26 protein-coding genes and 1 riboswitch are annotated in these 24,591 nt (G+C 39.3%); of the genes, 9 read left to right on the forward strand and 17 right to left on the reverse strand.

The annotated features are described in order from the left end of the window. Positions 1 to 112: 112 nt before the first annotated feature. A complete protein-coding gene (locus H5119_RS10330) occupies positions 113 to 1,066 on the reverse strand; it encodes a mechanosensitive ion channel family protein (RefSeq protein ID WP_182702172.1) in 954 nt (317 codons plus the stop codon). 116 nt (positions 1,067 to 1,182) lie between these two features. Beyond that, complete coding sequence (gene yaaA, locus H5119_RS10335) at positions 1,183 to 1,962, reverse strand: peroxide stress protein YaaA (RefSeq protein ID WP_182702173.1); 780 nt, start codon at positions 1,960 to 1,962, stop codon at positions 1,183 to 1,185. A 222-nt stretch (positions 1,963 to 2,184) separates the two neighbouring features. Here yaaA and tal point away from each other — a divergent pair, with 222 nt between their 5' ends. Both tal and H5119_RS10345 read left to right on the forward strand, forming a co-directional pair. Then, the gene (gene tal, locus H5119_RS10340; protein ID WP_024598990.1) at positions 2,185 to 3,135 is read left to right on the forward strand and encodes a transaldolase; all 951 of its coding nucleotides are present in this window, start codon (positions 2,185 to 2,187) and stop codon (positions 3,133 to 3,135) included. A gap of 202 nt (positions 3,136 to 3,337) precedes the next feature. Continuing rightward, positions 3,338 to 3,526: a DUF3545 family protein gene (locus H5119_RS10345; protein ID WP_007583746.1), complete on the forward strand. Its 189-nt coding sequence runs from the start codon at positions 3,338 to 3,340 to the stop codon at positions 3,524 to 3,526. Between the two features lie 88 nt (positions 3,527 to 3,614). On the opposite strand, the gene ung is transcribed toward H5119_RS10345, so the two are convergent. From ung to H5119_RS10385, 8 genes are all read right to left on the reverse strand, one after another. Next, entirely contained in the window at positions 3,615 to 4,277 is a 663-nt protein-coding gene (ung, locus tag H5119_RS10350) for a uracil-DNA glycosylase (protein WP_182702174.1), read from the reverse strand. Continuing rightward, on the reverse strand, positions 4,274 to 5,134 hold the full coding sequence (locus H5119_RS10355) for a cobalamin-binding protein (protein WP_182702175.1): 861 nt from the start codon (positions 5,132 to 5,134) through the stop codon (positions 4,274 to 4,276). The genes ung and H5119_RS10355 overlap by 4 nt, the downstream gene beginning before the upstream one ends. Then, positions 5,134 to 5,733 carry a cob(I)yrinic acid a,c-diamide adenosyltransferase gene (gene cobO, locus H5119_RS10360; RefSeq protein WP_182702176.1) on the reverse strand — a complete coding sequence of 200 codons (600 nt, stop codon included), beginning with the start codon at positions 5,731 to 5,733 and terminating at the stop codon, positions 5,134 to 5,136. The genes H5119_RS10355 and cobO overlap by 1 nt, the downstream gene beginning before the upstream one ends. After that, complete coding sequence (locus H5119_RS10365; RefSeq protein ID WP_182702177.1) at positions 5,726 to 7,210, reverse strand: cobyric acid synthase; 1,485 nt, start codon at positions 7,208 to 7,210, stop codon at positions 5,726 to 5,728. The genes cobO and H5119_RS10365 overlap by 8 nt, the downstream gene beginning before the upstream one ends. A gap of 4 nt (positions 7,211 to 7,214) precedes the next feature. Next, complete coding sequence (locus H5119_RS10370; RefSeq protein ID WP_182702178.1) at positions 7,215 to 8,219, reverse strand: iron ABC transporter permease; 1,005 nt, start codon at positions 8,217 to 8,219, stop codon at positions 7,215 to 7,217. Position 8,220: 1 nt separating this feature from the next. Next, a complete protein-coding gene (locus H5119_RS10375) occupies positions 8,221 to 9,033 on the reverse strand; it encodes an ABC transporter ATP-binding protein (protein WP_182702179.1) in 813 nt (270 codons plus the stop codon). A gap of 246 nt (positions 9,034 to 9,279) precedes the next feature. Next, a riboswitch (cobalamin riboswitch) is annotated at positions 9,280 to 9,418 on the reverse strand. 55 nt (positions 9,419 to 9,473) lie between these two features. Then, positions 9,474 to 10,406 carry a porin gene (locus H5119_RS10380; protein ID WP_182702180.1) on the reverse strand — a complete coding sequence of 311 codons (933 nt, stop codon included), beginning with the start codon at positions 10,404 to 10,406 and terminating at the stop codon, positions 9,474 to 9,476. Positions 10,407 to 10,581: 175 nt separating this feature from the next. Continuing rightward, positions 10,582 to 11,445: a LysR family transcriptional regulator gene (locus tag H5119_RS10385; RefSeq protein ID WP_077536983.1), complete on the reverse strand. Its 864-nt coding sequence runs from the start codon at positions 11,443 to 11,445 to the stop codon at positions 10,582 to 10,584. 91 nt (positions 11,446 to 11,536) lie between these two features. On the opposite strand from H5119_RS10385, the gene H5119_RS10390 reads away from it, so the two are divergent. After that, positions 11,537 to 11,911, forward strand: a complete 375-nt coding sequence (locus H5119_RS10390; RefSeq protein WP_077536982.1) for a DUF413 domain-containing protein — start codon at positions 11,537 to 11,539, stop codon at positions 11,909 to 11,911. Between the two features lie 86 nt (positions 11,912 to 11,997). Next, positions 11,998 to 13,233, forward strand: a complete 1,236-nt coding sequence (locus tag H5119_RS10395; protein WP_182702181.1) for a response regulator — start codon at positions 11,998 to 12,000, stop codon at positions 13,231 to 13,233. A gap of 16 nt (positions 13,234 to 13,249) precedes the next feature. On the opposite strand, the gene rarD is transcribed toward H5119_RS10395, so the two are convergent. Both rarD and H5119_RS10405 read right to left on the reverse strand, forming a co-directional pair. Further along, on the reverse strand, positions 13,250 to 14,167 hold the full coding sequence (gene rarD, locus H5119_RS10400) for an EamA family transporter RarD (RefSeq protein ID WP_182702182.1): 918 nt from the start codon (positions 14,165 to 14,167) through the stop codon (positions 13,250 to 13,252). A 51-nt stretch (positions 14,168 to 14,218) separates the two neighbouring features. Beyond that, on the reverse strand, positions 14,219 to 14,674 hold the full coding sequence (locus H5119_RS10405; RefSeq protein WP_182702183.1) for a thioesterase family protein: 456 nt from the start codon (positions 14,672 to 14,674) through the stop codon (positions 14,219 to 14,221). Between the two features lie 202 nt (positions 14,675 to 14,876). Here H5119_RS10405 and recQ point away from each other — a divergent pair, with 202 nt between their 5' ends. The 4 genes from recQ to H5119_RS10425 all read left to right on the forward strand — a co-directional run bounded on the left by recQ (position 14,877) and on the right by H5119_RS10425 (position 19,717). Then, positions 14,877 to 16,700, forward strand: a complete 1,824-nt coding sequence (gene recQ / locus H5119_RS10410; protein ID WP_077536978.1) for a DNA helicase RecQ — start codon at positions 14,877 to 14,879, stop codon at positions 16,698 to 16,700. Positions 16,701 to 16,707: 7 nt separating this feature from the next. After that, the gene (locus H5119_RS10415; protein WP_077536977.1) at positions 16,708 to 16,992 is read left to right on the forward strand and encodes a DUF3630 family protein; all 285 of its coding nucleotides are present in this window, start codon (positions 16,708 to 16,710) and stop codon (positions 16,990 to 16,992) included. A 298-nt stretch (positions 16,993 to 17,290) separates the two neighbouring features. Beyond that, the gene (locus H5119_RS10420) at positions 17,291 to 18,994 is read left to right on the forward strand and encodes a POTRA domain-containing protein (protein ID WP_182702184.1); all 1,704 of its coding nucleotides are present in this window, start codon (positions 17,291 to 17,293) and stop codon (positions 18,992 to 18,994) included. Positions 18,995 to 19,144: 150 nt separating this feature from the next. Further along, a complete protein-coding gene (locus H5119_RS10425; RefSeq protein ID WP_077536975.1) occupies positions 19,145 to 19,717 on the forward strand; it encodes a mechanosensitive ion channel domain-containing protein in 573 nt (190 codons plus the stop codon). A gap of 60 nt (positions 19,718 to 19,777) precedes the next feature. Here H5119_RS10425 and H5119_RS10430 read toward each other — a convergent pair whose 3' ends face one another. The 3 genes from H5119_RS10430 to H5119_RS10440 all read right to left on the reverse strand — a co-directional run bounded on the left by H5119_RS10430 (position 19,778) and on the right by H5119_RS10440 (position 22,223). Next, positions 19,778 to 20,836: a succinylglutamate desuccinylase/aspartoacylase family protein gene (locus H5119_RS10430; protein WP_138583924.1), complete on the reverse strand. Its 1,059-nt coding sequence runs from the start codon at positions 20,834 to 20,836 to the stop codon at positions 19,778 to 19,780. Beyond that, positions 20,823 to 21,728 (reverse strand): 30S ribosomal protein S6--L-glutamate ligase, encoded by a 906-nt coding sequence (gene rimK / locus H5119_RS10435; RefSeq protein WP_077536973.1) that lies wholly within the window; start codon positions 21,726 to 21,728, stop codon positions 20,823 to 20,825. Before rimK ends, H5119_RS10430 begins: the two co-directional genes overlap by 14 nt. Before the next feature lie 72 nt (positions 21,729 to 21,800). Beyond that, complete coding sequence (locus H5119_RS10440; RefSeq protein ID WP_138583923.1) at positions 21,801 to 22,223, reverse strand: ATP-dependent zinc protease; 423 nt, start codon at positions 22,221 to 22,223, stop codon at positions 21,801 to 21,803. A 285-nt stretch (positions 22,224 to 22,508) separates the two neighbouring features. On the opposite strand from H5119_RS10440, the gene H5119_RS10445 reads away from it, so the two are divergent. Beyond that, a complete protein-coding gene (locus H5119_RS10445) occupies positions 22,509 to 23,480 on the forward strand; it encodes a zinc transporter ZntB (RefSeq protein WP_182702185.1) in 972 nt (323 codons plus the stop codon). A gap of 60 nt (positions 23,481 to 23,540) precedes the next feature. Here H5119_RS10445 and rraB read toward each other — a convergent pair whose 3' ends face one another. Together rraB and H5119_RS10455 are read right to left on the reverse strand one after the other, a co-directional pair. Further along, positions 23,541 to 23,876 (reverse strand): ribonuclease E inhibitor RraB, encoded by a 336-nt coding sequence (gene rraB, locus H5119_RS10450; RefSeq protein WP_007376503.1) that lies wholly within the window; start codon positions 23,874 to 23,876, stop codon positions 23,541 to 23,543. Continuing rightward, positions 23,876 to 24,589: a 1-acylglycerol-3-phosphate O-acyltransferase gene (locus tag H5119_RS10455; protein WP_138583921.1), complete on the reverse strand. Its 714-nt coding sequence runs from the start codon at positions 24,587 to 24,589 to the stop codon at positions 23,876 to 23,878. Before H5119_RS10455 ends, rraB begins: the two co-directional genes overlap by 1 nt. Positions 24,590 to 24,591: the final 2 nt, after the last annotated feature.

The following is a 24,591-nucleotide window of genomic DNA, read 5'->3' on the forward strand; positions in this document are numbered from 1 at the left end:
CCTGTTTGGCATTGATGCTGCGTTATCGCCTATTTATGGGGAATAACCACACTACATAGGCGCTGCCTTGCCTAAATACCAAACAGACTGCTGCAAATTTAACCTTGAAAGATCAACAGACCCTAGAGTCAGCACCGTCAACACTGTCTTTATTTGATGATTGCTGATTAATTTTGTCGCTGATCATGGCATCGAGCTTTTCGCCGCCTTTAATACCAAAGTCGAGTGTACGAATTGGAAATGGGATACTTATGTCGGCTTCATCTAGTGCTTGCTTAACAGCAACTATGCCTTTGTGGCGTACCGTCATAAAATCAGGCTCGCCAGGATATTTAATCCAAAACCATACCAGTAAATTAATGCTGCTATCGCCAAAACCCTCAGCGTATACGGCGGTTTCGTCTTTGCGAATAACAAAATCAAATTCGTTAATTTTATCGACTATAACATCTTTTGCTTTTTCTATGTCGTCACCGTATGAAATACCAACGGGCACTTCTATACGTCTTACTCCTAGGGTACTGTAATTTTTTAGCACATTTCTAAATAGCACTTTATTTGGTACGAGTATGAGCTGTCCGTAAAAGCTCTCTATGAGCGTGTTACGCAGGTTTATTGAATGCACTGAACCAAACACGTCATCTGTTTCTATTACATCACCCGTTTTGAATGGCTTGCGTATACCCATTGCTATACCGGCGATTAAGTTTTCGGTCATATCTTGAAATGCAAAACCAATTGCTAAACCAACAATACCCGCACCCGCTAATAACGAGGTGACAGTGCCTTTTAAACCCATAAAATCGAGCGCGATAAATAAACCAACACACAGTACAATAACTTTGAATATTGATGCCATCAAATCGGCAATTTGTTTTGAGTCAAGAGATCGGCGCAACAAGTTTTTCATTAAACGGCCAGCAAAACGCGCCAACATTGAAAATACGATGGTTATAACTACAGCGACTATAAAATTAGGGATATGACTGATAACCACGTCAAACCACCCTCCGAGCTTTTCCTCTATTAGTTTTTCGGCATCGCCAATTGACGGTATACTGATCATTTTATTTGCACCTATTTAATTAGTGTTCTCATTAATACCATTTAGGTAAGCAAGTTTAGCGCCAGCATAAAAAAGCCATGCATGGCATGGCTAAAGCGATTTAGTTAAAGAAGCTTTTAATTTTGCTCATCGCGCATAAATACCGGCTCTAACTCTTTAACTGTTGCCTCGGGGCTAAAGTAATAACCCGCTACCGTAAACTCTTTAAGTCGGCTTAATTGCGTTACTTTGTTCTCGATAATGTAGCGCGCCATCATGCCGCGTGCTTTTTTAGCGTAAAAGCTAATTACCTTGTATTGACCGTTTTTACAGTCTTTAAAGTGTGGGGTAATAATTTGTGCATTTAATGCTTTTTTATCTACCGCTTTAAAATATTCGTTTGAAGCAAGGTTAACTAAGTATTGTGCGTCTTGCGCCTTTAATACGTCGTTTAATTTATTAGCTATTACGCTACCCCAAAATTCGTATAGGTTTTTACCGCGTGAATTTTCAAGCTTAGTGCCCATTTCTAATCGGTAAGCTTGCATTAAATCAAGTGGTTTTAATAAACCGTATAAACCCGACAATATACGTAAGTGGCTTTGTGCGTAATCAAGCTCGCTAGCTTTAAGCGTGCTTGCATCTAAACCGCCGTATACATCGCCATTAAAGGCAAGCACTGCTTGTTTAGCATTACTTTGTGTAAACGGCTGCGCCCACTCGCTAAAGCGTGCTGCGTTAAGCCCAGATAGCTTATCGCTAATTTTCATTAAACTGCCAATTTGCGCTGGTGTTAGTTCACGGCATACTTTCATGAGCGCTTCGCTGTGCTCTAGTAATTCAGGTTGAGTGAACTTGTCTGTTGCGGGTGGCGTTTCGTAATCAAGATTTTTTGCAGGTGAAATAACAGTGATCATAGTTAGCTATTGACTTGTAATTTATTTAATGTCAATTTCAACATTAAATGAAACGAAAAGCACGTTTTGTTTAAATAAATCCTCCCTTAATAACCCATACATTGCCGTTTTTCTATTGATAAGGACATAAGACCTATCAAGCATTGTCACACTGTTGCAGTATGGATTAGGTATATTAAGGTGTAGATTTTTCTTTTAACTTGCTTGGAATGAGGAAAGCAAATGACTTCAGCTCTACAAAGGCTAAAACAACATTCATCTATCGTAGCCGACACTGGCGATATTGAAGCGATCAAAAAGCATCAACCAGAAGATGCAACCACAAACCCGTCGCTTTTATTAAAAGCGAGCGAGATTGAAGCATATAAGCCTTACCTAGATAAAGCTTGGAGCTATGCAAAAGAAACCGAGCAAGAGCCCGCTAAACAACTTGAACTAGCATGTGATTACTTTGCCGTGTTACTTGGTAAAGAAATTAGCGAGATTGTACCTGGTTATATTTCTACTGAAGTAGATGCACGCCTTTCGTTTAATACGCAAGCGACTATTGATAAAGCACATACTCTACTTAGCCTTTACGAAAAAGAAGGTGTAAGCAAAGATAAAATTTTAATTAAAGTAGCGTCTACATGGGAAGGTATTAAAGCCGCTGAGCAGCTAGAAAAAGAAGGCACTAAATGTAACCTTACTTTATTATTTAGCGATGCCCAAGCTCGCGCATGTGCCGATGCAAACGTATTTCTTATTTCGCCATTTGTTGGCCGTATTTTAGATTGGCATGTTGCTAACGGTATGGAAAAACCGACCGATCCGCTACAAGATCCAGGTGTTCAGTCTGTACGCAGCATTTTTGAATTTTACAAACGTCATGACTACAAAACAGTCGTGATGGGTGCTAGTTTCCGTAACACGGGCGAAATTATTGCTCTTACTGGTTGCGACAAACTAACTATTAGCCCTAACCTTTTAGAAGATTTAGGCAACCTTGAAGGCGCACAGGAATACTTGCTAGAAAGTGATGTTCCACAAGAGCCAAAACCAGAGCCGCTTACAGAAGCGCAGTTCCGTTGGTTACATAACCAAGATGCTATGGCAACTGAAAAGCTAGCTGAAGGTATTCGCTCTTTTGCTGATGCACAAGAACAACTAGAAGCACGTTTTAAAGCAATGTAGCTTGCGATACAAACGTACTTTAAAAAACGTCGCATTTGCGGCGTTTTTTTGTGCCTGAAATAACTTCAATCCTCCTATTGACCTAGTAAAACCTTCATCAATACATCACACTTATGTAACATTATTGTCACTTTTTTATTCTATTTTAGCTAGGCCTGTGGTATAGGTATTCTTGAGGTCACAAAATCAATAGGAGAAGTTCATGGATAGCCTAAACGATATATTAGAGATACTAGAAGGTCCTGATACAACACGGAAAACCTCTCAGAAAAATAAAAAAAGAAAATGGCGTGAAATAGAAGCAATAAAAGATAAGCAACGCCTTCGTAAAGAACTACAAGAACTAGACTATTTTACAGACAGTATTGCAATTGAAGAGCTCGATTTTTAATTCAATACACACCAACTAAACAAAAAGGCTTCCAGCATATGGAAGCCTTTTTTAATGTTTTTAAACCATTTGAACTCTTTGAAAGAAACTAGATTTGCCAGTTAATTGGCTTTTCACTTTGAGATTGTAGTAACTCATTTGTTTGTGAAAAATGCTTACAACCAAAAAAACCTCTATGCGCCGAAAGTGGCGATGGGTGCGGCCCTTTTAAAACATGATGACGAGCGCTGTCTATACCCTTACCTTTTTTTTGTGCATGTGCACCCCATAAAATAAATACCACACCTTCGCAGTACTTATTAATATGCGCTATTACATTATCGGTAAATTGCTCCCACCCTAAATGCTTATGAGAATGCGCTTGCCCTTGCTCAACGGTCAGTACGGTATTGAGTAAAAATACCCCCTGCTCTGCCCAGCTTTGTAAATAACCATGATCTGGCGTGGTAAACCCGCTGATATCGGTAGCCAACTCTTTGTACATATTTTTAAGCGACGGCGGCAGTTTTTTTACATCAGGCAATACCGAAAAACACAAACCATGCGCTTGCCCTGCACCGTGGTATGGGTCTTGCCCTAAAATGACAACGCGGATGTTATTAAGCGCTGTGGCATCAAAAGCACTAAATACTTGAGGTTCAGGCGGATAAACAGCAACACCTTCATTGCGGCGATTAGCCACATACTCTAACGTTTGCTGCATGTAAGGTTGCTGTAATTCACTTTCTAAAAATGTAGCCCAATCGCTCATTGTGTACTCTTAATCTGTTTACGTGATACGTCTATTTTATCACACATATCAGCGAGCCCATCTAGCATACGCGGCGAAAAACGATGTAATAAGTTGGCATTTACGCTAATAAATTGACCATTTTTAACGGCTGGCACTTCTGGCCATTTTTGCCAATTAACAACCGGTTGTGGCATTTTTGATTTTTCATCAGGGATAATAATGACTTGTGGCTTAGTAACGATAACATTTTCGATACTAATTTGCGGATAATCCGTCGTACTCTGCGCAAATACATTACTTACATGGCATGTTTCTATTAGCTGGCTGATCCATGTATTTTTGCCTACTGACATCATAGGTTCTGGCCATAACTGATAAAACCCAGTTATATTTTTTTTACCTTGCTGGCTTTTAACTATACCGTTTAGTTTTTGCGTAAATGCATTTGCTGCTTGCTGGCTTTGCTCAATATTCCCTGTAAATTCACCAAAAGTAAGTAACTCGTCGGCTACAGCGTCGATTGTGGTCGGGTTACTCAAATATACTTTTATACCTAAACGCTCTATTTGGGCTAAATCTTCGCTTTGATTTCCACTTTTCCACGCAATAACTAAATCAGGTTTAAGCGCCAATACTTTTTCAAGAGAGATACCGTAATAACCCCCTATGCGCTCAATACTTTGGGCCTCAGCAGGATAGTCGGCGTAATCAACTGTACCCACGATATTATCGCCCGCCCCGATGGCAAATAGGTTTTCGACTATGTGCGGTGCAAGGGCAATTATTCGCAGCTTTTTAGAATCCTCTACCTGCTCTGCAAATGTATTACTCGATACGCTAAAAAACAGTAGCCTAATAAAAAACGCTCTAAACATTAGTAATCAAACCCTTCAAGCGCTTTTATACCTGAGTCGAATGCGTGTTTTACATTACGCACTTCGCTTACTGTGTCGGCAAGGTCTGTTAAAGTACGATGCGCTGCACGCCCTGTAATAATAACCGACTGCATTGGCGGGCGGTTATTCAGCGCCATTACTACTTCATCTAAATCTACATAGCCATAGGTCACCATATACGTAAGCTCATCAAGTAATACTAAATCAATACTGCTATCAGCAAGCATACGTTTTGACTCTTGCCATGTTGCCTGCGCGGCTGCAGTATCGGCTTCTTTATTTTGCGTATCCCAGGTAAAACCGGTGTTCATTACAACAAATTCAACGCCTGCTCCTTGTAATAAATTACGCTCTCCGCACTCCCAAGTACCTTTTATATATTGGCAAACGGCCGCTTTTTTACCATGTCCCACACTGCGTGCTACAACGCCAAAGCCCGAGGTTGATTTACCTTTACCGTTACCGGTAATTACCTGAAAAATACCTTTTACATCTTGCGCGGCAGCAACGCGCGCATCCACTTGCTCTTTTACTTTTTGTTGGCGCTGCTGGTGCTTATCGTTGTTTTGTTCAGTCATTATTGTGCCCTTCATAAATCGAGATAATTTGCTGTATGTTTAAATGCGTTTCGCACATGGTTGCTAATTGTTCTAACTGCTGCTCACGGTGATCAACAATACTAATTGGATTAATTGAGGCGCTTGGTTTTACCCACTTTAAAATTTGCGATGTAGCATCGGCTTCATCAAACAAGCCATGTAGATAGGTGCCTGCAATGGCGTTATCATCGCTAATAAAACCGTCAAACGCAAAACCATGGGGGTGGCTTTCATCAAAGCTTAAAAATGGCTTATGAAGCGCTGCTCCTTGGCTAATCCCTGCATGTATTTCGTAACCACTACAGGGGGTTGATTGGTTATTTAAAAGCAGTGTAGCGGTTATTTTAGTTAATACTTTTTGCGTTGCCAGCGTGGTTTCAAAGTCGCATAGGGCAAGTCCATTTACTTGTTTTAATGACGACTCAATACCATCGGGATCGTTGAGCGTATTGCCCAGCATTTGCATGCCACCACAAATACCAAGTACTTTGCCACCATAGCGTAAATGACGCTTAATTTGTGTGTCCCAACCTTCATTTTTTAAAAAGGTTAGATCACCTAGCACGTTTTTACTGCCTGGTAGAATGATCAGATCAACGTCTGGGATCGTTTGCGTGTGGCATACATAATTTATATTAATATGTGGGTGCAAACGCAGTGCATCAAAATCGGTGTGATTACTAATGTGTGGAACGAGCAACACTGCAATATTAATTATGGCGTTAGTTACGTTATTATCAATTGCGACAGCGTCTTCAGCGTCAAGCGCGAGGTCATGCAAATAAGGTAATACGCCAAGTACGGGTTTGTTTGTATAGTCTTCAAGCCAATCAAGCCCGCCTTGAAGTAAACTGATATCGCCTCTAAAGCGGTTTATAACAAAGCCTTTTACGCGCGCCTGTTCTGACTCGCTTAACAACGCAAGCGTACCTACCAAATGTGCAAACACACCGCCTTTATCAATATCGGCAATGATAATTACAGAGCAATCTACCTCTTCGGCGTACCCCATATTAGCAATGTCATTTTCACGCAGGTTTATTTCAGCAGGGCTACCTGCTCCTTCAACGAGTAGTAAATCAAAACGTTTCGCTAAGCGGTTATGTGAAGTAATTACCGCATCCATCGCCACTTTTTTATAGTCGTGATATTTGCCCGCTTCCATATTACTTATCGCTTTTCCGTGAATAATCACTTGTGCGCCGGTGTCGCTATTAGGCTTAAGTAATATAGGGTTAAAGTCGATTTCGGGCTCCACCTTTGCAGCTATTGCTTGTAGTGCTTGGGCGCGGCCAATTTCGCCGCCATCTTTAGTTACGGCGCTATTGAGTGCCATATTTTGAGGTTTAAAGGGCGCAACATTTATCCCTCGCTTGGCAAACACTCTACAAAGCGCTGCAACTAAGGTACTTTTACCTGCGTCTGATGTAGTGCCTTGCACCATTAAGGTTTTCATGGAGTTACACCTTTGATTTTCTAAAAAATAACAAACTTAAAAAGAACACGCTACCAATAGCAGCTGTAATAACACCGACGGGTAACTCTTGGTTTTTTAGTAATGAACGCGAAAGTACATCAACCCACACCATAAATGTACCACCCACCAAGCTGGTTACCAGTAATCCAGCTATGGAGCCTTGAGATATAAAAAAGCGCACAATATGTGGCACCATTAACCCTACAAATCCTATGCCGCCACACATAGCCACCAGCACAGCGGTAATTAGCGAACTTAAAACCAGCATGAGGATTCTAAAGCGCTGCACTCTTACACCCAATGTAATTGCACTCTCATCGCCAAGTAGCATGGCATTGAGTTGCCTTCTAAAACTCAGCATTAAAAATGTACATAATGCGATTACCAATAAAGGCAACCAAAGCGTAGCCCACTGCGCACGCGCAAAGCTGCCCAGTGTCCAAAATAAAATAGCGGCTACCGCCTGAGGATCGCTCCAATAAAGCAATAAGCTGGTAAACGCGCTAAATAAAAACGACAGAGCAACGCCTGCTAATAACATTGATTCTACCTGTGCACTTTGTTGCCTACCTGCAATAAGTATTAATAAACTCATAGCGAGTAAACTACCTAACAATGCCGCTGCCGATAACATAAAACCTGCGCTAATGCCGGATAGCGCCATAAGTAACACCACCCCAAAAGAGGCACCCGACGATATTCCAAATAAGTAAGGATCGGCTAACTGATTGCGCGTTACCGTTTGTAAAATAAGCCCCGCAATGGCTAAACCAGAGCCGGCTAAAAAGGCGAGTAATGTACGTGGCATTCTTAGCTCGTAAATAATACGCGTATTAAAAGAGGCATCATTTGAGAGCAAAAAACTATTAAGTACATCTTGCAATGAGGTATCTGCTGCACCAAAACTAAGTGCTGCAAATAAGCTAAATAAAGCAGCTGCAGCACTTATAAATAGCGCAAGTGAGTGGCGACTATTAACTGCGCTCATATTATTCGTAACCATAAAAGTAAGTGATATGAGGGATACTATTTCCAGATTGCGATAGCTGTGGGTGATTATTTACTTGGGCGCAGACACCAAAAACGTCGCCTAGCATGTTTTCGGTTAATACCTCACTTGGCGTGCCTGAATGCGTAATTTCACCATTTTTAATAACCACTAGTTCATCGCACATTGCAGAAGCTAAGTTTAAATCGTGAAACGATGCAAATACCGTAACACCCAACGATTTAGCCAGCTCCATTACCTGTATTTGATATTTAACATCTAAATGGCTGGTAGGCTCGTCCATTATTAACAGTTGAGGTTGCTGGACTATGGCGCGGGCAATAAGCGCCCTTTGCTTTTCACCACCTGAAAGTGATTCAAAGCTTTGATCACTATGATCTACCAACCCTACGGTGTTAATAGCTTGGGTGATTTTTTGTTTATCAATGTTAGTTATTGAGCTAAATAGCGATTTATGAGGCGTTAGCCCAAGCGCAATAACGTCAAATACGCTTAAGTTAAATTGCGACGGGGTTTCTTGCAAAACAACCGCTACTTTTTTTGCGTACTCATCGCTTTTTAGCTGCCAAATATCGGTGTTGTTAAATTCTATAACACCTTCAGTTGGTTTATTAAAACGATATAAACAACGCAATAAGCTCGATTTACCTGCGCCGTTGGGGCCAATTAAACCAACAAATTTACCTGTGGTTATTTTAAGGTTTATTTTTTTGAGGATCGTTTTATTGCCAATACCCCACGATACGTTTTTAACGTTTAGTAATGATATATTTAATGGCGTTTGAGTGTGCAATAGTCAGTCCTAGATAGGGTTAAACTCACCAAAAATGCGATAAAAATACTAATGCACTACAAGAAAAAATGAGTAAACCCGCTCGTTAAAAGAATTCATACCAATTGCATTAAATTAGTGATTTATTATAGCGACAAACAAATAGCTTAATAACAAGGCGGAAATTATGACATATACTTGTTCTATATGAATAATTTTCAACGGAGTTAGTAAGTTATTTAATTCGCTAGAAAGATCATGTTTTTAATAAAATTGGTATTATACCATTTGTATCTGACTTACAGCTCAGCTGCTTACAGTTGCGGGAACAGTCGAGGACTCTCACCTCATTCCAAATGAATGTCTATTATGGGCGGCTAAGTAAATAATTTAAAGCAAAAAAAACCGCACTTAAAAGAGTGCGGTTAAAAAGGGAGTGTTTTAACTAATTTAGCGAATAGTTAAAACTTGTATTCCATACCTAAGCCTACGTAATCTTGGTCAACATTGTTGTCCATATCGAAGCTTGAGTAAAAACCAAATACTTTAATGTTTTTATTTAATTTGTGATCAATACCCACTGAGATTGCTGACTTATCATTACTGTCGTCAAAATCCATAGCTTGATATTGCACTTTAAAAGTATTGCTACCCATGCTGTAAGCCGCATTTACTAAATAACCATCAGCTTCTGCGCTACCGTCTACTTTTTCTTGTGTTTGATACATTGCGCCCAATTTAAAGTCTTCAATTTTACCTTGAATTGACGCACGTACTACATCGTAGCCATTTACTTCACTATCAACCGCAATAGATGCATATACTGCACTCTTTTTAAGTGCAACATCACCGTAAGTAACCGCCATTGAGTAACCATTATCGGCGTCTACGTCATCTTCGGCAATAAAAGTAGCAAGTACTTTAAAACCTTCGTATGAGTTTGATGAATAGCTAACTGAATCACCTAAACGATTTTCACCTTTAAATACATTTTTAATATCGCCTTCAAGGTCATTAAATAAATCTAACTTACCTTGAGATTGTTTAAGTGCAGTATCATTACGTCCAATTACAACTTGACCGAACGATCCTTTTAAACCAACGTACTGGTTACGCGCAGAAATGTTATCGTCATTATCGCCTTTTGAATCAGCATCAGACACATCAACTTGAAACTCAAACTTATAAACAGCTTCTAAGCCATCATTTATTTTTTCAGAACCCTTTAAGCCAAAACGAGATGCATTACTTTTAATCTCAGTAAAAGACCCTTCACCATCATCAGATGATTGCACTGTTACGTTCGCTTTACCGTACACGTCGACATCCGCGATTGCATTAAAAGATAAACCACTTAATAGTGCTAAGCATAAGCTCGATTTTACAAATTTCATGTTATTTCCTTGGATAATCACAAAAGACTAATTTTTTAAAACAGCTACATTCTGTCACCGCTAAATGACACTAATATTACAATAGAAACATTAATGTCTTTTTTAATTAATAAAAGTGCATTAAATATGAAACCAAAATAACATGAAAATCAAATAAACGACCGCACCTACTTACCTATTTTAACAACAGGCTTGGCGTCATTTGCGTTAACAAGCTAACTAAGGTTTCTATTAATTCTTTCTGTTCATTATCTCTATGATAGGCAATAAATACATCCCTTGACGTGTTTTCTACATCTTTTACATGAAATAACTCACCGGTTTCTAAATGCCCTTCAACCAATACTTGAGGTATAAATGCACTACCACCACATTGTAGTATTAGGTCAAGTGCAATACGCCCGGTGCTAGTTCTAAAGTAAGGCGGTGTTTTACCAGTGAATTGACGAGCATGCCAAAGTGAAAAAGTAGTCCCCCAATCAACATACACATATTGGTTATCAAAGAAGTTCTCGTTAGTTGCAGTATCGTACCCGCTCACGGGGATGATTGGCAGTTCACAAATACGCTCAACAACTAGCTCATCTACTTTAGGGGGATCAAATAAAATAGCTAAATCGAGCGTACGTTCTAGCAATAAACGAGTACTTTCTTGTTGTGCTTTAACTTCAGCGACCAACGACACGCCAGGCATGGCCGATACAATGTTAGTAATACCGAATTGTAAGAATGCATCCCAAATATTAGGCGTTCCAGCTAAGCTAATTTGTTTGTGCATGTTATCAGCAAGTGCAACATCAACTTTAGCACGTTGCATACCCGTAATAATCATTTGCGCATGCGGCAATAAACGCTCACCCGGTGCTGTGAGTTGAATATTATTACGCTGGCGTATAAATAAATTAACACCAAGCCCTTGCTCTAATTGACGAATTCTAAAACTTACTGCAGACTGCGTAATGTAAAGATTTTCGGCCGCTTTACCGAAGTGGCGTGTACGCACGACTTCAACAAATGTTTTTAATAAATCGATATCCAATTTTTTATCCTCACGATAAAAATAATTTGTTTAATAAATTGCCAAACTTGCATCATACTCCAGCTAATTAATAGGGTATGAGGATAAAGCTATGAGCAATAACATTTCATTACTACGCCAAGCATTTGTTAGCCAACGTCAATTTTATGATGATCAGAATTTTCCACGAGGCTTTAGCCGCAGCGGAAACTTCACCTTATTAGAAGCCAGTATCTTAGAGCAACACGGCGTTGTTTTAAAAGGCTTATACAGCAAGACAATTGAGCCACAAAATGAACACCAAAAACAGTTTTTAGCCGTGGTAACTGGTTCACAAGAACCAACTAATCCAATCGAGCGTACTTGGGTTAAATACTTAAAGCTAACGACTTGTAAAACGAAGTTTCATACATTATTTGGCCGCTCAAAAATATCAACCCCAGTGCCTATTAGCCAAGACTATTACTCTGAATCTGATAGCCTGTAAGTATCTAAGTTATTTGCTTTTTTGCGTTTTAACAGTTACAACTTATATAAGCAAATAATTTTGCAAAATATAAACAAGGTTGTTACGTGACGCGAAAATTACTGATAGTTGAAGATACGCCAACAATCGCGCGAGTGCAAAAGCACATCGCGCTTAAGGCTGGGTATGAGGTTGATATAGCAGAATCATTGGCACAAACAAAAGAACTTATAAGTAAGAATAACTACTTTTGCGCTGTTGTCGATTATATTTTACCCGACGCCCCGTCAGGTGAAGCAGTACCCTGTACTGTACAGGCCGAAATTCCAACAATTGTTATGACGGGTAATATCGACAAAAAAACCCGTGAAACAGTAGAAAAATACCCAATAATTGATTACATCATTAAAGAGAATAAACAAGCTTATCAGTATCTCGAAAAACAATTATTAAGACTCCCTCGAAACGAAGACATAAAAGTGCTAGTTGTTGATGACTCTGCACCTACACGACATTATATTTGTAGCCTACTGACACGTCATAAATACCAAACATTACAAGCTGAAGATGGAAAAGAAGCACTTGCCATGCTTGAGGCAGCCCCTGATATCTCTGTTATTATTACTGATAATGAAATGCCAAATATGAATGGTGATGAATTATGTACCGAAATACGCCGTTTATATAACAATGATGAGAAAGCGATAATTGGTATATCAGGCGCTGATTCATCTGATTTATCGACGCTATTTTTAAAAAATGGCGCAAATGATTACTTACATAAACCTTTCAATAGTGAAGAGTTTTATTGCCGGCTTAGCCAAAACGTCGATATGTTAACGCTTATAGCAACCATAAAAAAGCAAGCTAATACTGACTACCTTACTAAATTACCTAATCGTCGTTACTTTTTTGAAGAGGCAAAAAAATCCCTTAAAATAATTAAACTTGATGAAGGCAATGGCGCATTAGCGATGCTGGATATTGATCACTTTAAAGCAATCAACGATACCTATGGCCATGATATTGGCGACGAAGTGTTAAAAGGTTTATCTATTTGTTTTAGCAAATACTTTAAAAAGTATTTAGTGGCACGCTTGGGTGGCGAAGAGTTTGCTGTTTATTTTGCCGATACAGATAAGCAAGAAGCACTTAAAAGATTAGAAGGCTTTAGGTATTTTATCGAAACAAACAGCCAAGAGTTTAGCAAAGCTAAAATTAAATTTACTATTTCTATTGGCTTTTCAATTGGACCTGTTTATCAAATTGATGAATTATTAAAACAGGCCGACTTAAAGCTATACGACGCTAAAGAATCTGGTCGTAATAAAGTAGTTAGCTAACAGCTCTATTAGTTAACTATACTTCTGCGGCTGTAATGGCCGCTTTTTTTCGTTTGCGCGACTGATGATATGAATCCCAACTAAAAATAGCGAGTGCACTCCAAATACATGCAAACGTAACTAATCTTTCAGCGTCAAATACTTCACCGTAAAACACCACTGCCAATATAAACATGAGGCTTGGCCCAATATACTGAAAAAAGCCCAAGGTAGTATATTGCAAGCGTTTTGCTGCGCCGGTAAAGCAAAGTAGCGGCAGTGTTGTTACTATACCTGCACTAATAAGTAATACACCAGTGTACCAATCGTTTGCAGATAAGTTTGATGTAGCAGAAGGAGCCATTAACCACCAGTAAATGAGGGCGACTGGTAGCAAAATAATTGCTTCTAGCAATATGCCAGGTAGGGCTTCAACCGGTAGTTTTTTACGTAACAAACCATAAAGTGCAAACGATATCGCCAACGAAAAAGCCACCACAGGAAACGAGCCAAAACTAATTAATTGCAATAACACCCCCGTAAACGCAAGCGCTACAGCAACGCCTTGAAATTTACGCAGGCGCTCACCTAAAAAAAGCATACCCAACAGAACATTTAAAAGAGGATTAATGTAATAGCCTAAACTTGCATCAAGCATGTGGTTGTTATTTATAGCCCATATAAATAGCCCCCAATTAAACCCAAGTAATGCGGAAGTAATAACAAGCATAAACAAAAGCTTAGGTTGCACAACAATGCGCTTAACTTTATCCCAATATCTTAAAACGCTCACTACTAATACTAAAAATGCAACCGACCAAACAACTCGATGCATTAAAATTTCAAACGCAGAAACATGCTGAAGCAACTTAAAATATATTGGCGCAAGACCCCACATAAAAAAAGCAAGACAAGCAAAAATAGCACCTTTACGCTGTTCAGTATCAATCGACATAATAAACACTTAGTGATTTAAAAGGTCGCTATTCTACTTGCCATTGCTGTTTTATCCAACTAAATACGTGCCTGTACCAAAAGCAATTTGAATCGCTTGTTCATTATGTAACTCCATACGACATACACACACCTTGTTACCTGAACGAATAAGTGTGGCGCTCGCAGTAAATACCTCCCCCTTACCCGGACGTAAATAATCGGTACGCATATCGATGGTGCCAAGCGTTGCTAATTTTTGTTGCACGCTTTGTATATCAAAATCAGTGAGCTTATCAATTACACTGGCCGCAGCGAGCATGCCTCCAACGTTATCAAGCACAGCAGAGATAACACCACCGTGTAATATTTTTTGGGCTGGGTTGCCGATTAATACATCCTGCCAAGGAAATGTAATCTTGGCCTGCCCTGGGCTTAATGATTCAATCGAAATATTTAAAAACTGATTAAATGGCATACCATTTACAAACAATGCGCCCACTTGTTCAATTAACATTTCTTTATTCATTATTATTCTCTATGTTTAAACTGGTACGATGAGTAAAGCATAACTTAGGCAAAACTTCGAGGCTCTCGTTAAGTCATTTTAAATAAGCCTGATATTAAAAAGCTATTTCAACACTAGCAGAGTTAAATTTACTTACAATAGGGGTAAGGTTAAGCAACTCAGCTAAAGACATATCACAAAAAAACCACTAAAATACCCGCCAATGAATACATCAACACTATCTTCAAGCACACTAGTGCGCAAACCTGAAACTGTCCTCAAACAAGTGTTTGGCTACAGCGAATTTCGTGACGGTCAAAAAGCAGTTATTGATGCGGCTCTAAATGGGCAAGATTCGCTTGTATTACTGCCTACTGGCGGTGGTAAATCGGTATGTTATCAAATTCCGGCTTTAGTGCTTGAAGGCGTAACCATTGTTATATCTCCGCTCATATCACTAATGCAAGATCAGGTCACTCAACTACAAGCACTTGGTGTAAAAGCTGCGTACGTTAATAACAGCTTAGCACGTGAAGAGCAGCAGTTGGTGTATCAACAACTTCATCAGGGGTTAATTAAACTCTTATACGTGGCACCTGAAAAAGTATTACAGCGCGATTTTTTAGAGCGCCTATCACATTTAAATGTAAGTTTGTTTGCCATAGATGAAGCTCATTGTGTGTCACATTGGGGCCACGATTTTAGACCACACTACTTTCGTTTAAACGAACTAAAACAGCGTTTTGCACATGTTCCCATGATGGCGCTCACTGCCACAGCAGATAAAGCCACCCGTTTTGATATTGTTGCACAATTAAAATTACAACAGCCGTATATCCACACTGGCAGCTTTGATCGCCCTAATATTCGTTACACCATAGAAGAAAAATTTAAACCTATGGCGCAACTGCTGCGCTACTTAAAAGAACAAAAAAGCCAAAGCGGGATTATTTATTGCACTAGCCGAAAACGTGTAGACGATATTGCTGAAAAGCTGGCCGATGCAGGGCTAAACGCCGCCGCCTATCACGCAGGTATGAGTAACGAACAACGCCAATTTGTACAAACTGGTTTTGCCCGCGACGATATTCAGATCGTGGTGGCAACCGTTGCCTTTGGTATGGGTATAAATAAACCTAACGTACGCTTTGTGTTGCATTACGATATTCCAAAAAGTATAGAGTCGTATTATCAAGAGACCGGACGTGCTGGGCGAGATGGCCTTGCTGCTGAGGCTATTATGTACTTTGATCCGGCCGACATTGGCCGTGTTAGACGTTTTTTTGAAGATATAGACGACGAACAACGTCGTCGCGTAGAAGAGCAGCGCTTTAATGCAATGGCAAGTTTTGCTGAAGCACAAACATGTCGTCGCCAGATTTTGCTTAATTACTTTAGTGAATACCAACGCGAACCTTGCGGTAACTGTGATATTTGCTTAAATCCGCCAAAAAGTTTTGATGGTACGTTGGTAGCCCAACAAGCCCTATCCTGTGTATATAGAGCCGATCAACGCTTTGGTCTTGGTTACATTGTTGAACTACTGCGCGGCGCAAATACTAGCCGTATACGCGATAACAACCATCACGAGCTAAGTACCTATGGCATAGGTAGGGATAAAAGCAGTGAGTTTTGGCTCAGTATTTTACGTCAGCTAATTCATCAAGGCTTACTTAGCCAAGATATAACGCAAGGTGCATCACTTCGTTTAACCGAAGCAGCTCGCGCTATTTTAAAAAGCGAATATGCACTGCAACTTGCTGAGCCTCGCCTGCAAGCTAAGCACGTTTACCAAGATAAACTCGCACAGTTTAACTACGATAAAAAACTATTCGCCCGTTTAAGAGCGTTGCGTAAAGAGCTAGCTGATGCCGATGATGTTCCACCTTATGTTGTATTTAACGATAAAACATTAGCCGAAATGGCGCAGCTTATGCCTACAAACGATAGCGAATTTTTGAAGGTGTCGGGGGTTGGATTTACCAAATTAAATAAATACGGCGGTGCCTTTTTAACTGCAATTCGACATTATTTAGCTACCCAATAAGAGTGTTATGACCAAAATAGAATACAACCACATTCATAAGTGCATTACCATACACCCACAAGAGGCCCCTCATGATGAGGACTTTGAAATATGGGGTTCTTTGTTTTTACATTCTGATGAAATAACAATTAATGAATACTCTGCTGGAGCGGATCGTCACCAAATTAGGTTTACTTATCAGCTGCAAACTTTTAATTTAAATTTTGAACATTACAGCGAGAGCACGTGGATCAATGGCGAAGGTTTCGATGCCGAACACTTACTTGCTGCCCTTACTTTTTATTTAAGTTAAGAAGCTGCTTATGGTTTGCCCTCGTTGTCTAAGTCACCGCGTCGGCATTATTTCATAAACGTATATTGGTATAAAAATCGAGTAAGTTTTTTATACCCCACTTACTCCGTTGAAAATACGTTTTAGTAAATAATCCCATCGTCGCTACGAAGTTCAACCTAGAACTCACTTATAAACACTCCCCTAATAATTGACTATATTTTATTTCTTTACTCAATACTTTTAACTTACATTTTTATAACAATGATGTAAGCTGATATCACGGTAGTCATTTGCTACGAAACAATAAAGAGTTTAAATGGTTAATAAAAAGCGGATAGCACATTATTATATTAGCTTAAGTATTTTAAGCTTTTTTATTCCCAACGCATTAGCGCAAACTAATGGTGATAGCGGCTGCCCAATTGAAAAATTAAAACACTCTGATGATAACAATTTACGTCGTCAGCTAAACGATAATACAATCCTTATTGCAGCTAAGCCCGACGCAAAGATTGCAACCATTTCGCTTAAGCAACTCAATGTATTTAATACTGAATTAGAAGCTGAGAATAACGCACTGTTTCGCTTTGCCAACCGCGCTCATATACAAACAGAGCCTGAAGTAATTACAAACTTATTGCTATTTACTGAAGGCGATAAATACGATGCTAAAAAACTGGCTGAATCAGAACGTCTTCTTAGAAAAGAAGGCTATTTGTATGACGCTCAAATTAGCGCAACTGAAAACTGCGATGGCGACATTAATGTAAACGTAGTGACCCGTGATTTATGGACTTTATTACCCGAAGTAAATTTTAGCCGTAGTGGTGGTGAAAATAAATCGAGTATAGGTTTTAGAGAATCAAACCTGTTTGGTTGGGGTAAACGTTTGTCGTTTTCACGTACCACAGACAGCGACCGCAATGGTTATTTATTTGTGTATGATGATCCAAACATTTTTTCTAGCCGCTACCGTGGCCGATTAGAATATGCCGATAATAGTGATGGAAAACGTCATTTACTCGAACTAACCTACCCGTTTTATGCGATAGATACACCTTTTAGTTATGGCATTTTAAGTTACTCTGAGCAGCGCGAAGAGTCGCTATACCGAAGAGGGGAAGAGTTTAGTGAATTTGATCAAACAACCGATTTAAATAGCGCATACATAGGCCATTCTAAAACACTAAATAATAATTGGACCCAGCGCATAAGTTTAGGCTACGTAGATGAGCAGCATACATTTAAAGCAATAGACACAACCTTTGCGCCATTAGCAAAAAACAGAAGCTTAAGTTACCCTTACATCAGCGGTCATTGGTTTGAAGATAACTTTATAAAAGTGCGCAACTTCGACAGTATCTATCGTACTGAAGATTTAAACTTAGGCTGGACTGTTAAAGCTTTACTTGGTTATTCAGATGAGTCACTGAGCGATGATGACAGCCGCGCTGTCTATTCTTTTAGTTTCAAAAAAGCACACTTTACTGGCGATAATACGCTATGGCGTTTTAATACCGATATTGAAGGTTATTGGAATAAAGAAGATAAACAACTCGAAAACTTTAAAGCCACCAGCCAAATTCAATATTATTTAAATACCAGTATTGATGAGTCTTGGTATATAAAAGGACGCTTGCAGTATGCAAAAAACCTCACTGCTGATCAGCAACTTACTTTAGGCGGTGAAACTGGACTGCGCGGTTATCCAATGGATTATCAACACGGTGATCGTAGTTTTTTATTCAGCTTAGAAAAGCGCTATTACTGGGAATACGATCTACTTCAGTTATTTAAAGTCGGTGGTGCTGGATTTCTTGATATAGGGCGAGCATGGTTTAACGGCAAAAATAATGGCGAAAATAATCACGTGCTAAAAAATGTAGGCGTGGGTCTACGCCTTGCGCCAAGCAGAGCCAACGCAGGCACCATGATCCACATTGATGTAGCAGCTCCCCTTGACAGTGACGGCGATGCAGACTCAGTACAATGGTTAGTCAATGTAAAAAAATCGTTTTAAAAAATACTAGTAGGGATAAGTATTAGCAATTTAACGAATTAAATCACCCTATAATTAAGTTGATAGTGACACGAAATAGCTATTTCGTTGCATACTAAAACGTTAAACTATCCACTTAATTAATGCTTATAATTGATTTGAGAGCGTATTTTGGAACCGTTAGAAATTTTAGAGTTATTTGGCACGCAATATAAGCTCATTGTAACCTTAATAGCCTTATTGCTTTTTCCTGTGTTATTAAAGCTGACAAAAAAATTACTCGAAAAGGCAATTAAGGGTAAAGTCGATATACATCGTAAATACCGTGCAGAGCTGCTGTTAAAAATTATACTTGCTATTGTTATGCTCTGTTTAGTACTTGTTTTTTGGGGTATTGAGCTGCGTGGCTTACTTGTCCTTGGCTCTTCATTGTTTGCTATGTTAGGTGTGGCGCTTTTTGCTGCATGGTCGTTATTAAGCAACCTTACTGCATTTTTGCTAATGTTTATTCAAAATGATTGCCGCGTTGGCTATTGGGTGCGAATTATTGATGGTGCTAATCATGTGGAAGGCCGAATTGTAGAAATGGGCTTAATGAACGTTGTACTTGAGCACATTGACGGGCACCGTGTTATTTATCCTAATAACCTTTTTGTAACTCGTCCCGTACTGGTTTTAAATAAACAACCCAAACCAACAAAAACACCTGTTATAAAACGCATTATTGGCCCTAAAAAACCCTAAATTAAAACCTGCACATACAAAAAAGCCGCTTTAGTCGTCACTAAAACGGCTTTTTATAAATTAATTATTTAGCTCAGCTGTTTTTAGCTCGTCATCTAAATCATTGATTTCGTCTATGAAGCTCTCTAACTGCTGCTCGACTAAACTATTATCACTAGCAAAATAAGCAAGATGAAATACTGCATCACCCTCATTTACCAATGGCATCGTTTGCTGACCAATAACAATACCGCCTTTAGGCGCTAAAAGCTCAAGCTCTGAATCACCTAATGGGTTACTAATATAAGCAAGCACCTGACCCTTGATTACACGCTCACCTAACGATACTTGTGCACGTACAATGCCATCAACTTCAGCGCGTATCCAACTAGTCGAGCCAGCAATAATAGGATCTGGTAATTTTTTAGGACGCTTGCCACGGATCATTTTTAAATGACGCATAACATAATCAACACCCTGCACACCGGCTGCAATAGCAATAGGGTCAAAGCGCAGTGCCTCACCCGCTTCATAAGTTATAACAGGTATACCTAAGTTTGCAGCTTCACTACGCAATGAACCATTTCGTAATGAGGCATCAATAACCGCTGGCGTGCCAAAGGCCTTAGCCATATCGGCAGTTGCTTGATCTGCTAAATTAGCGCGAATTTGCGGTAAGTTAGTTCGGTGAATAGCCCCCGTATGTAAGTCAATAATATGCGTGCAATGCACGGCTACTTTATTAAAAAACATATACGCCATTCGCCCAGCAAGCGAGCCTCGCTCAGAACCAGGAAAACTACGGTTCATGTCGCGTCTGTCTGGTAAGTAACGCGACTTGTGAATAAAACCAAACACATTAACAATGGGCACAGCTATTAACGTGCCACGTAGCTGACTAGGATCTATTTTAGCAAGTAACTGGCGCACAACTTCAACGCCATTTAATTCATCGCCATGAATAGCAGCACAGACCATTAGCACAGGCCCTTCCATCACACCGTTAACCACTTCAATTGGAATATTAAGAGGTGAATGGGTGTAAAGTTTAGCTGCCTCCAAGGCAAGTGTTTTACGCTCACCTACGCCAATGCTTTCACCTAATAAAGTGAAAGGGCGGTTAATTTTAACCTTTGCCACGTGTTGCAGTTCCTTTACTTGAAGCATTTTTTTCGATGAAGTCAATCACCATGCCCGCAATATCTTTACCTGTCGCTATTTCAATACCTTCAAGACCTGGTGATGAGTTTACTTCCATCACAAGTGGACCACGCGACGAACGAAGTAAATCGACACCTGCTACGTTTAAGCCCATTGACTTAGCTGCAGCAACTGCTGTTTTGCGTTCTTCTGGAGTAATGCGAACTAATGTAGCACTACCACCACGGTGAAGGTTTGAACGGAACTCACCTTCTTGTGCTTGGCGCTTCATTGCTGCAATAACTTTGTCACCTAAAACGAAACAGCGAATATCTGCACCACCCGCTTCTTTAATGTATTCTTGCACCATAATATTGGCTTTCAAACCCATGAATGCTTCAATAACACTTTCTGCCGCTTTACGCGTTTCCGCAAGAACAACACCTATACCTTGAGTGCCCTCAAGTAACTTTATAACTACCGGTGCACCCCCCACCATTTCAAGTAAGTCTTTTACATCATCTGGCTTACTCGCAAAACCTGTCACTGGCATACCCACACCCTTGCGTGACAAAAGCTGCAGAGAACGTAATTTATCGCGTGAACGGGAAATAGCCACAGATTCATTTACAGGGTACACGCCCATCATTTCAAACTGACGTAAGACAGAGCAACCATAAAATGTCACAGATGCACCAATACGAGGAACTATTGCATCAAAATCTTTTAGATTTTCACCACGGTAGTGAATTTCTGGCTGCTCTGAGTTTATGTTCATATAACAACGTAATGCATCGATCACTTTAACTTCGTGCCCGCGCGCTTCTGCCGCTTCAATTAAACGACGTGTTGAATATAATTTTTTGTTACGAGATAAAATACCAATTTTCATAGTTAAAACCTTAACTAAGTTGTATAGCATTAACTTTTCAGATTTTTATTACCAATCTAAAAACTCAATACTTTATAATAAATGAGATAAAGCCGGATCAACGACTATGCGATTTTCCATGGCTGTACGCCCTAATAACATTCTAAACTTCATTGTTGAACGCTTCGTCAATGTAATTTCTATCGGCCAACTATCGTTGCCTGTATGCAATGTTGTCTCTATAAAATAACGCAGTTCTCGCTGCCCGCCTGAACTTGTTACATATTTCTTTTTTTTAACTTTTACATTGCAGGTAACTTGCGTTTGCTCATCTTCTTGCAATGGTTGGGCTGTAAATTTAACCCATTTTTCCCCGTTAACTTCATATTCTTCAATATTAATTGCATGAATACATGAAGTACGGGCGCCGGTATCAATTTTAGCTTTTATTCGATCGATGCCAAGCTCTGGTAAACTTAGCCACTCACGCCAACCAACTGTTATCTTTGCTGTCATAAATGTGCCCTTATTAAAAAAGTGACTTATACGCTACAGGCCAAAAAACACCAACGAAATAAATTTATCTAGTCGATAAAACAATTTGATTGTTCTTTATTAGCAACTAGTTTAACAATACACACCTCATCTAAGAATTAAAAACAGTAAAAACTTTATATATATTGACTGCTAATAATTTTAAGTAAAAGCGATAACTTATCTAAAAATATAGCTAACTTATATTACTTAAGTGGGTACACTATAGTTAACAGTATTAAAAATACACTATTATGAGAAATTAATATGATTAATGGCTTACTCCATGCCCTTGTGCTTGACGAAAAAGGTGGCGCTCGCGCTATAGAAAACAGCGATGAGCTGCATAACTGGAAACCACAACAAGGAAAGTTATGGGTACATATGGATTACAGTCAAAAGGAAGTTGTTAACTGGCTTAAAAATTGTGAGTTTTTAACCGATTATGAACTTGAATCGTTAACCGCAGAGGAGACCCGCCCCCGAATTACATCTGCAACTAACGGCCATATGCTATTTTTACGTGGTATTAATTTAAATCCAGCACAAAGCCCAGAAGACATGGTATCAATTCGTCTTTTTATTAACCAAGATATTGTGATCACCACACGTAAACGCCGCTTATTATCAATACAAGACATTCTCACGACATTTCACACTAATACAGGCCCATGTAATATTTCTGAGCTAGTATGTGCTATCACACAAAAACTGACATCACGTATGCAAAGTGTTATTGATGCACTTGATGAAACACTCGACGAGTTTGAAGAAGAAATAGATGAGCCAAGTAAAAAGTTTGATAACCAAGGCCTATCACAATTACGTCGTCAAGCAATTGCCTTGAAACGTTATTTAAAACCGCAAAAAGAAGCCCTTAGTTCAATGGTCAATAATCACTACCCGTGGCTGTTAGATGATGATAAAGCAAAACTAAATGAGACTACAAACTTACTAATTCGCTACCTTGAGGAACTGGACAGCTCCATTGAACGTGCGCAAATTATTCAACAGACAATCACTAACCAAGTCTCTGAGCAACTAAACCAGCGGATGTATGTAATGTCGGTGGTAGCCGCATTATTTTTACCTCTGGGCTTTTTAACCGGTCTTTTAGGTGTAAACGTAGGAGGAATACCGGGTACAGAGAGCCCCTATGCATTTACGCTATTTGTGGTATTTTTAGTGGTATTAACAGCGAGCATTGGCGTATATTTTAAAAATAAAAAATGGCTATAATATCGATAAATTAAAAAAGGCGAGCATTTCACAATGCTCGCCTTTTTTCATACGGTGGAGTTACTCCTGAAAGTAAGTCCCCCAACCGTCGTATTCTACTTCGCATTCAACGGCTAATTGCGCTAATTTATCAACGTCTTCCATAATAACGTCAACATCAAGCTCAGCTTCAACAACTATGTCAAAGCTCCAAATTTTACTGCCGTCTTCAAGCTCAAGCTCTGCTGGTTCTTCAACATCGTAACCTAATTTAAAGGCAGCAAGCGCTGCTTGCTCTAATTTAGGGAAATCTTCACACACAAAGTGATGCTCTACTTCATAAAGTATTTCAGGATCAGACCCATCTTCAAGTAATGATGATACGATGTCTTCACTTATTTCACGCCAGTTTTCCATTATTTTTCTCTCACTTGAGCATCTAATTCAGTTATTTTAGCAGCCATAATACTGTGTACATTTTTGGCGTGCTCTCGCGCACCAATACTTTCATCAAGTGATATAGGCGCTAACATTTCTATATAAATTGTACCATTATCCCAGCGATTTAGCTCAATGGTTTTATGCGTTGTACTCATACATACAGGTACTATGGGCACATCTGCACTCATTGCTGTATGAAAAGCCCCTGTTTTAAAAGGTAATAAACCACGTCCATAACTACGTGTACCTTCCGCAAAAACCCAAACAGATAGGCCATTTTTCTTTATCTTTTCAGCGGCTTTTGAAATTGTACCCGCAGCTTTAGAGCGATTTGATCGATCAATTAAAATATTACCTGACAACCAATACAGCTGACCAAAGAATGGAATCCATTTTAAACTTTTTTTACCTAAACTTACGCAGTTTTTTGGCACCATGGCTGGAATAGTAAATAAATCATAACTATTTTGATGATTAGCAACATAAACAGCTGGGCCTATGTCGGTGGCACTTTTATGACGAGTTAAAACCAGTTTAACGCCAATCATTTTAGCCATTGAGCCAAACCAGCCCGCTATAATATGCACGTTATTAGGATGAAATGGCCTTACTAATGACAGTAGTAAGCCAAAAAAACAACTCAATAATATAAACAACAGCATAATAAAAATACGTATAACAGCTAACAAAT

Source organism: Pseudoalteromonas sp. SG45-5 (genome assembly GCF_014164085.1).
GTDB lineage: Bacteria > Pseudomonadota > Gammaproteobacteria > Enterobacterales > Alteromonadaceae > Pseudoalteromonas > Pseudoalteromonas aliena.

Excerpts from the sequence above, each read along its gene's own strand:
- H5119_RS10330 (WP_182702172.1), bottom strand. The coding sequence starts at position 1,066 with ATGATCAGTATACCGTCAATTGGCGATGCCGAAAAACTAATAGAGGAA.
- yaaA (WP_182702173.1), bottom strand. The coding sequence starts at position 1,962 with ATGATCACTGTTATTTCACCTGCAAAAAATCTTGATTACGAAACGCCA.
- tal (WP_024598990.1), top strand. The coding sequence starts at position 2,185 with ATGACTTCAGCTCTACAAAGGCTAAAACAACATTCATCTATCGTAGCC.
- H5119_RS10345 (WP_007583746.1), top strand. The coding sequence starts at position 3,338 with ATGGATAGCCTAAACGATATATTAGAGATACTAGAAGGTCCTGATACA.
- ung (WP_182702174.1), bottom strand. The coding sequence starts at position 4,277 with ATGAGCGATTGGGCTACATTTTTAGAAAGTGAATTACAGCAACCTTAC.
- H5119_RS10355 (WP_182702175.1), bottom strand. The coding sequence starts at position 5,134 with ATGTTTAGAGCGTTTTTTATTAGGCTACTGTTTTTTAGCGTATCGAGT.
- cobO (WP_182702176.1), bottom strand. The coding sequence starts at position 5,733 with ATGACTGAACAAAACAACGATAAGCACCAGCAGCGCCAACAAAAAGTA.
- H5119_RS10365 (WP_182702177.1), bottom strand. The coding sequence starts at position 7,210 with ATGAAAACCTTAATGGTGCAAGGCACTACATCAGACGCAGGTAAAAGT.
- H5119_RS10370 (WP_182702178.1), bottom strand. The coding sequence starts at position 8,219 with ATGAGCGCAGTTAATAGTCGCCACTCACTTGCGCTATTTATAAGTGCT.
- H5119_RS10380 (WP_182702180.1), bottom strand. The coding sequence starts at position 10,406 with ATGAAATTTGTAAAATCGAGCTTATGCTTAGCACTATTAAGTGGTTTA.
- H5119_RS10390 (WP_077536982.1), top strand. The coding sequence starts at position 11,537 with ATGAGCAATAACATTTCATTACTACGCCAAGCATTTGTTAGCCAACGT.
- rarD (WP_182702182.1), bottom strand. The coding sequence starts at position 14,167 with ATGTCGATTGATACTGAACAGCGTAAAGGTGCTATTTTTGCTTGTCTT.
- H5119_RS10405 (WP_182702183.1), bottom strand. The coding sequence starts at position 14,674 with ATGAATAAAGAAATGTTAATTGAACAAGTGGGCGCATTGTTTGTAAAT.
- recQ (WP_077536978.1), top strand. The coding sequence starts at position 14,877 with ATGAATACATCAACACTATCTTCAAGCACACTAGTGCGCAAACCTGAA.
- H5119_RS10415 (WP_077536977.1), top strand. The coding sequence starts at position 16,708 with ATGACCAAAATAGAATACAACCACATTCATAAGTGCATTACCATACAC.
- H5119_RS10420 (WP_182702184.1), top strand. The coding sequence starts at position 17,291 with ATGGTTAATAAAAAGCGGATAGCACATTATTATATTAGCTTAAGTATT.
- rimK (WP_077536973.1), bottom strand. The coding sequence starts at position 21,728 with ATGAAAATTGGTATTTTATCTCGTAACAAAAAATTATATTCAACACGT.
- H5119_RS10440 (WP_138583923.1), bottom strand. The coding sequence starts at position 22,223 with ATGACAGCAAAGATAACAGTTGGTTGGCGTGAGTGGCTAAGTTTACCA.
- H5119_RS10445 (WP_182702185.1), top strand. The coding sequence starts at position 22,509 with ATGATTAATGGCTTACTCCATGCCCTTGTGCTTGACGAAAAAGGTGGC.
- rraB (WP_007376503.1), bottom strand. The coding sequence starts at position 23,876 with ATGGAAAACTGGCGTGAAATAAGTGAAGACATCGTATCATCATTACTT.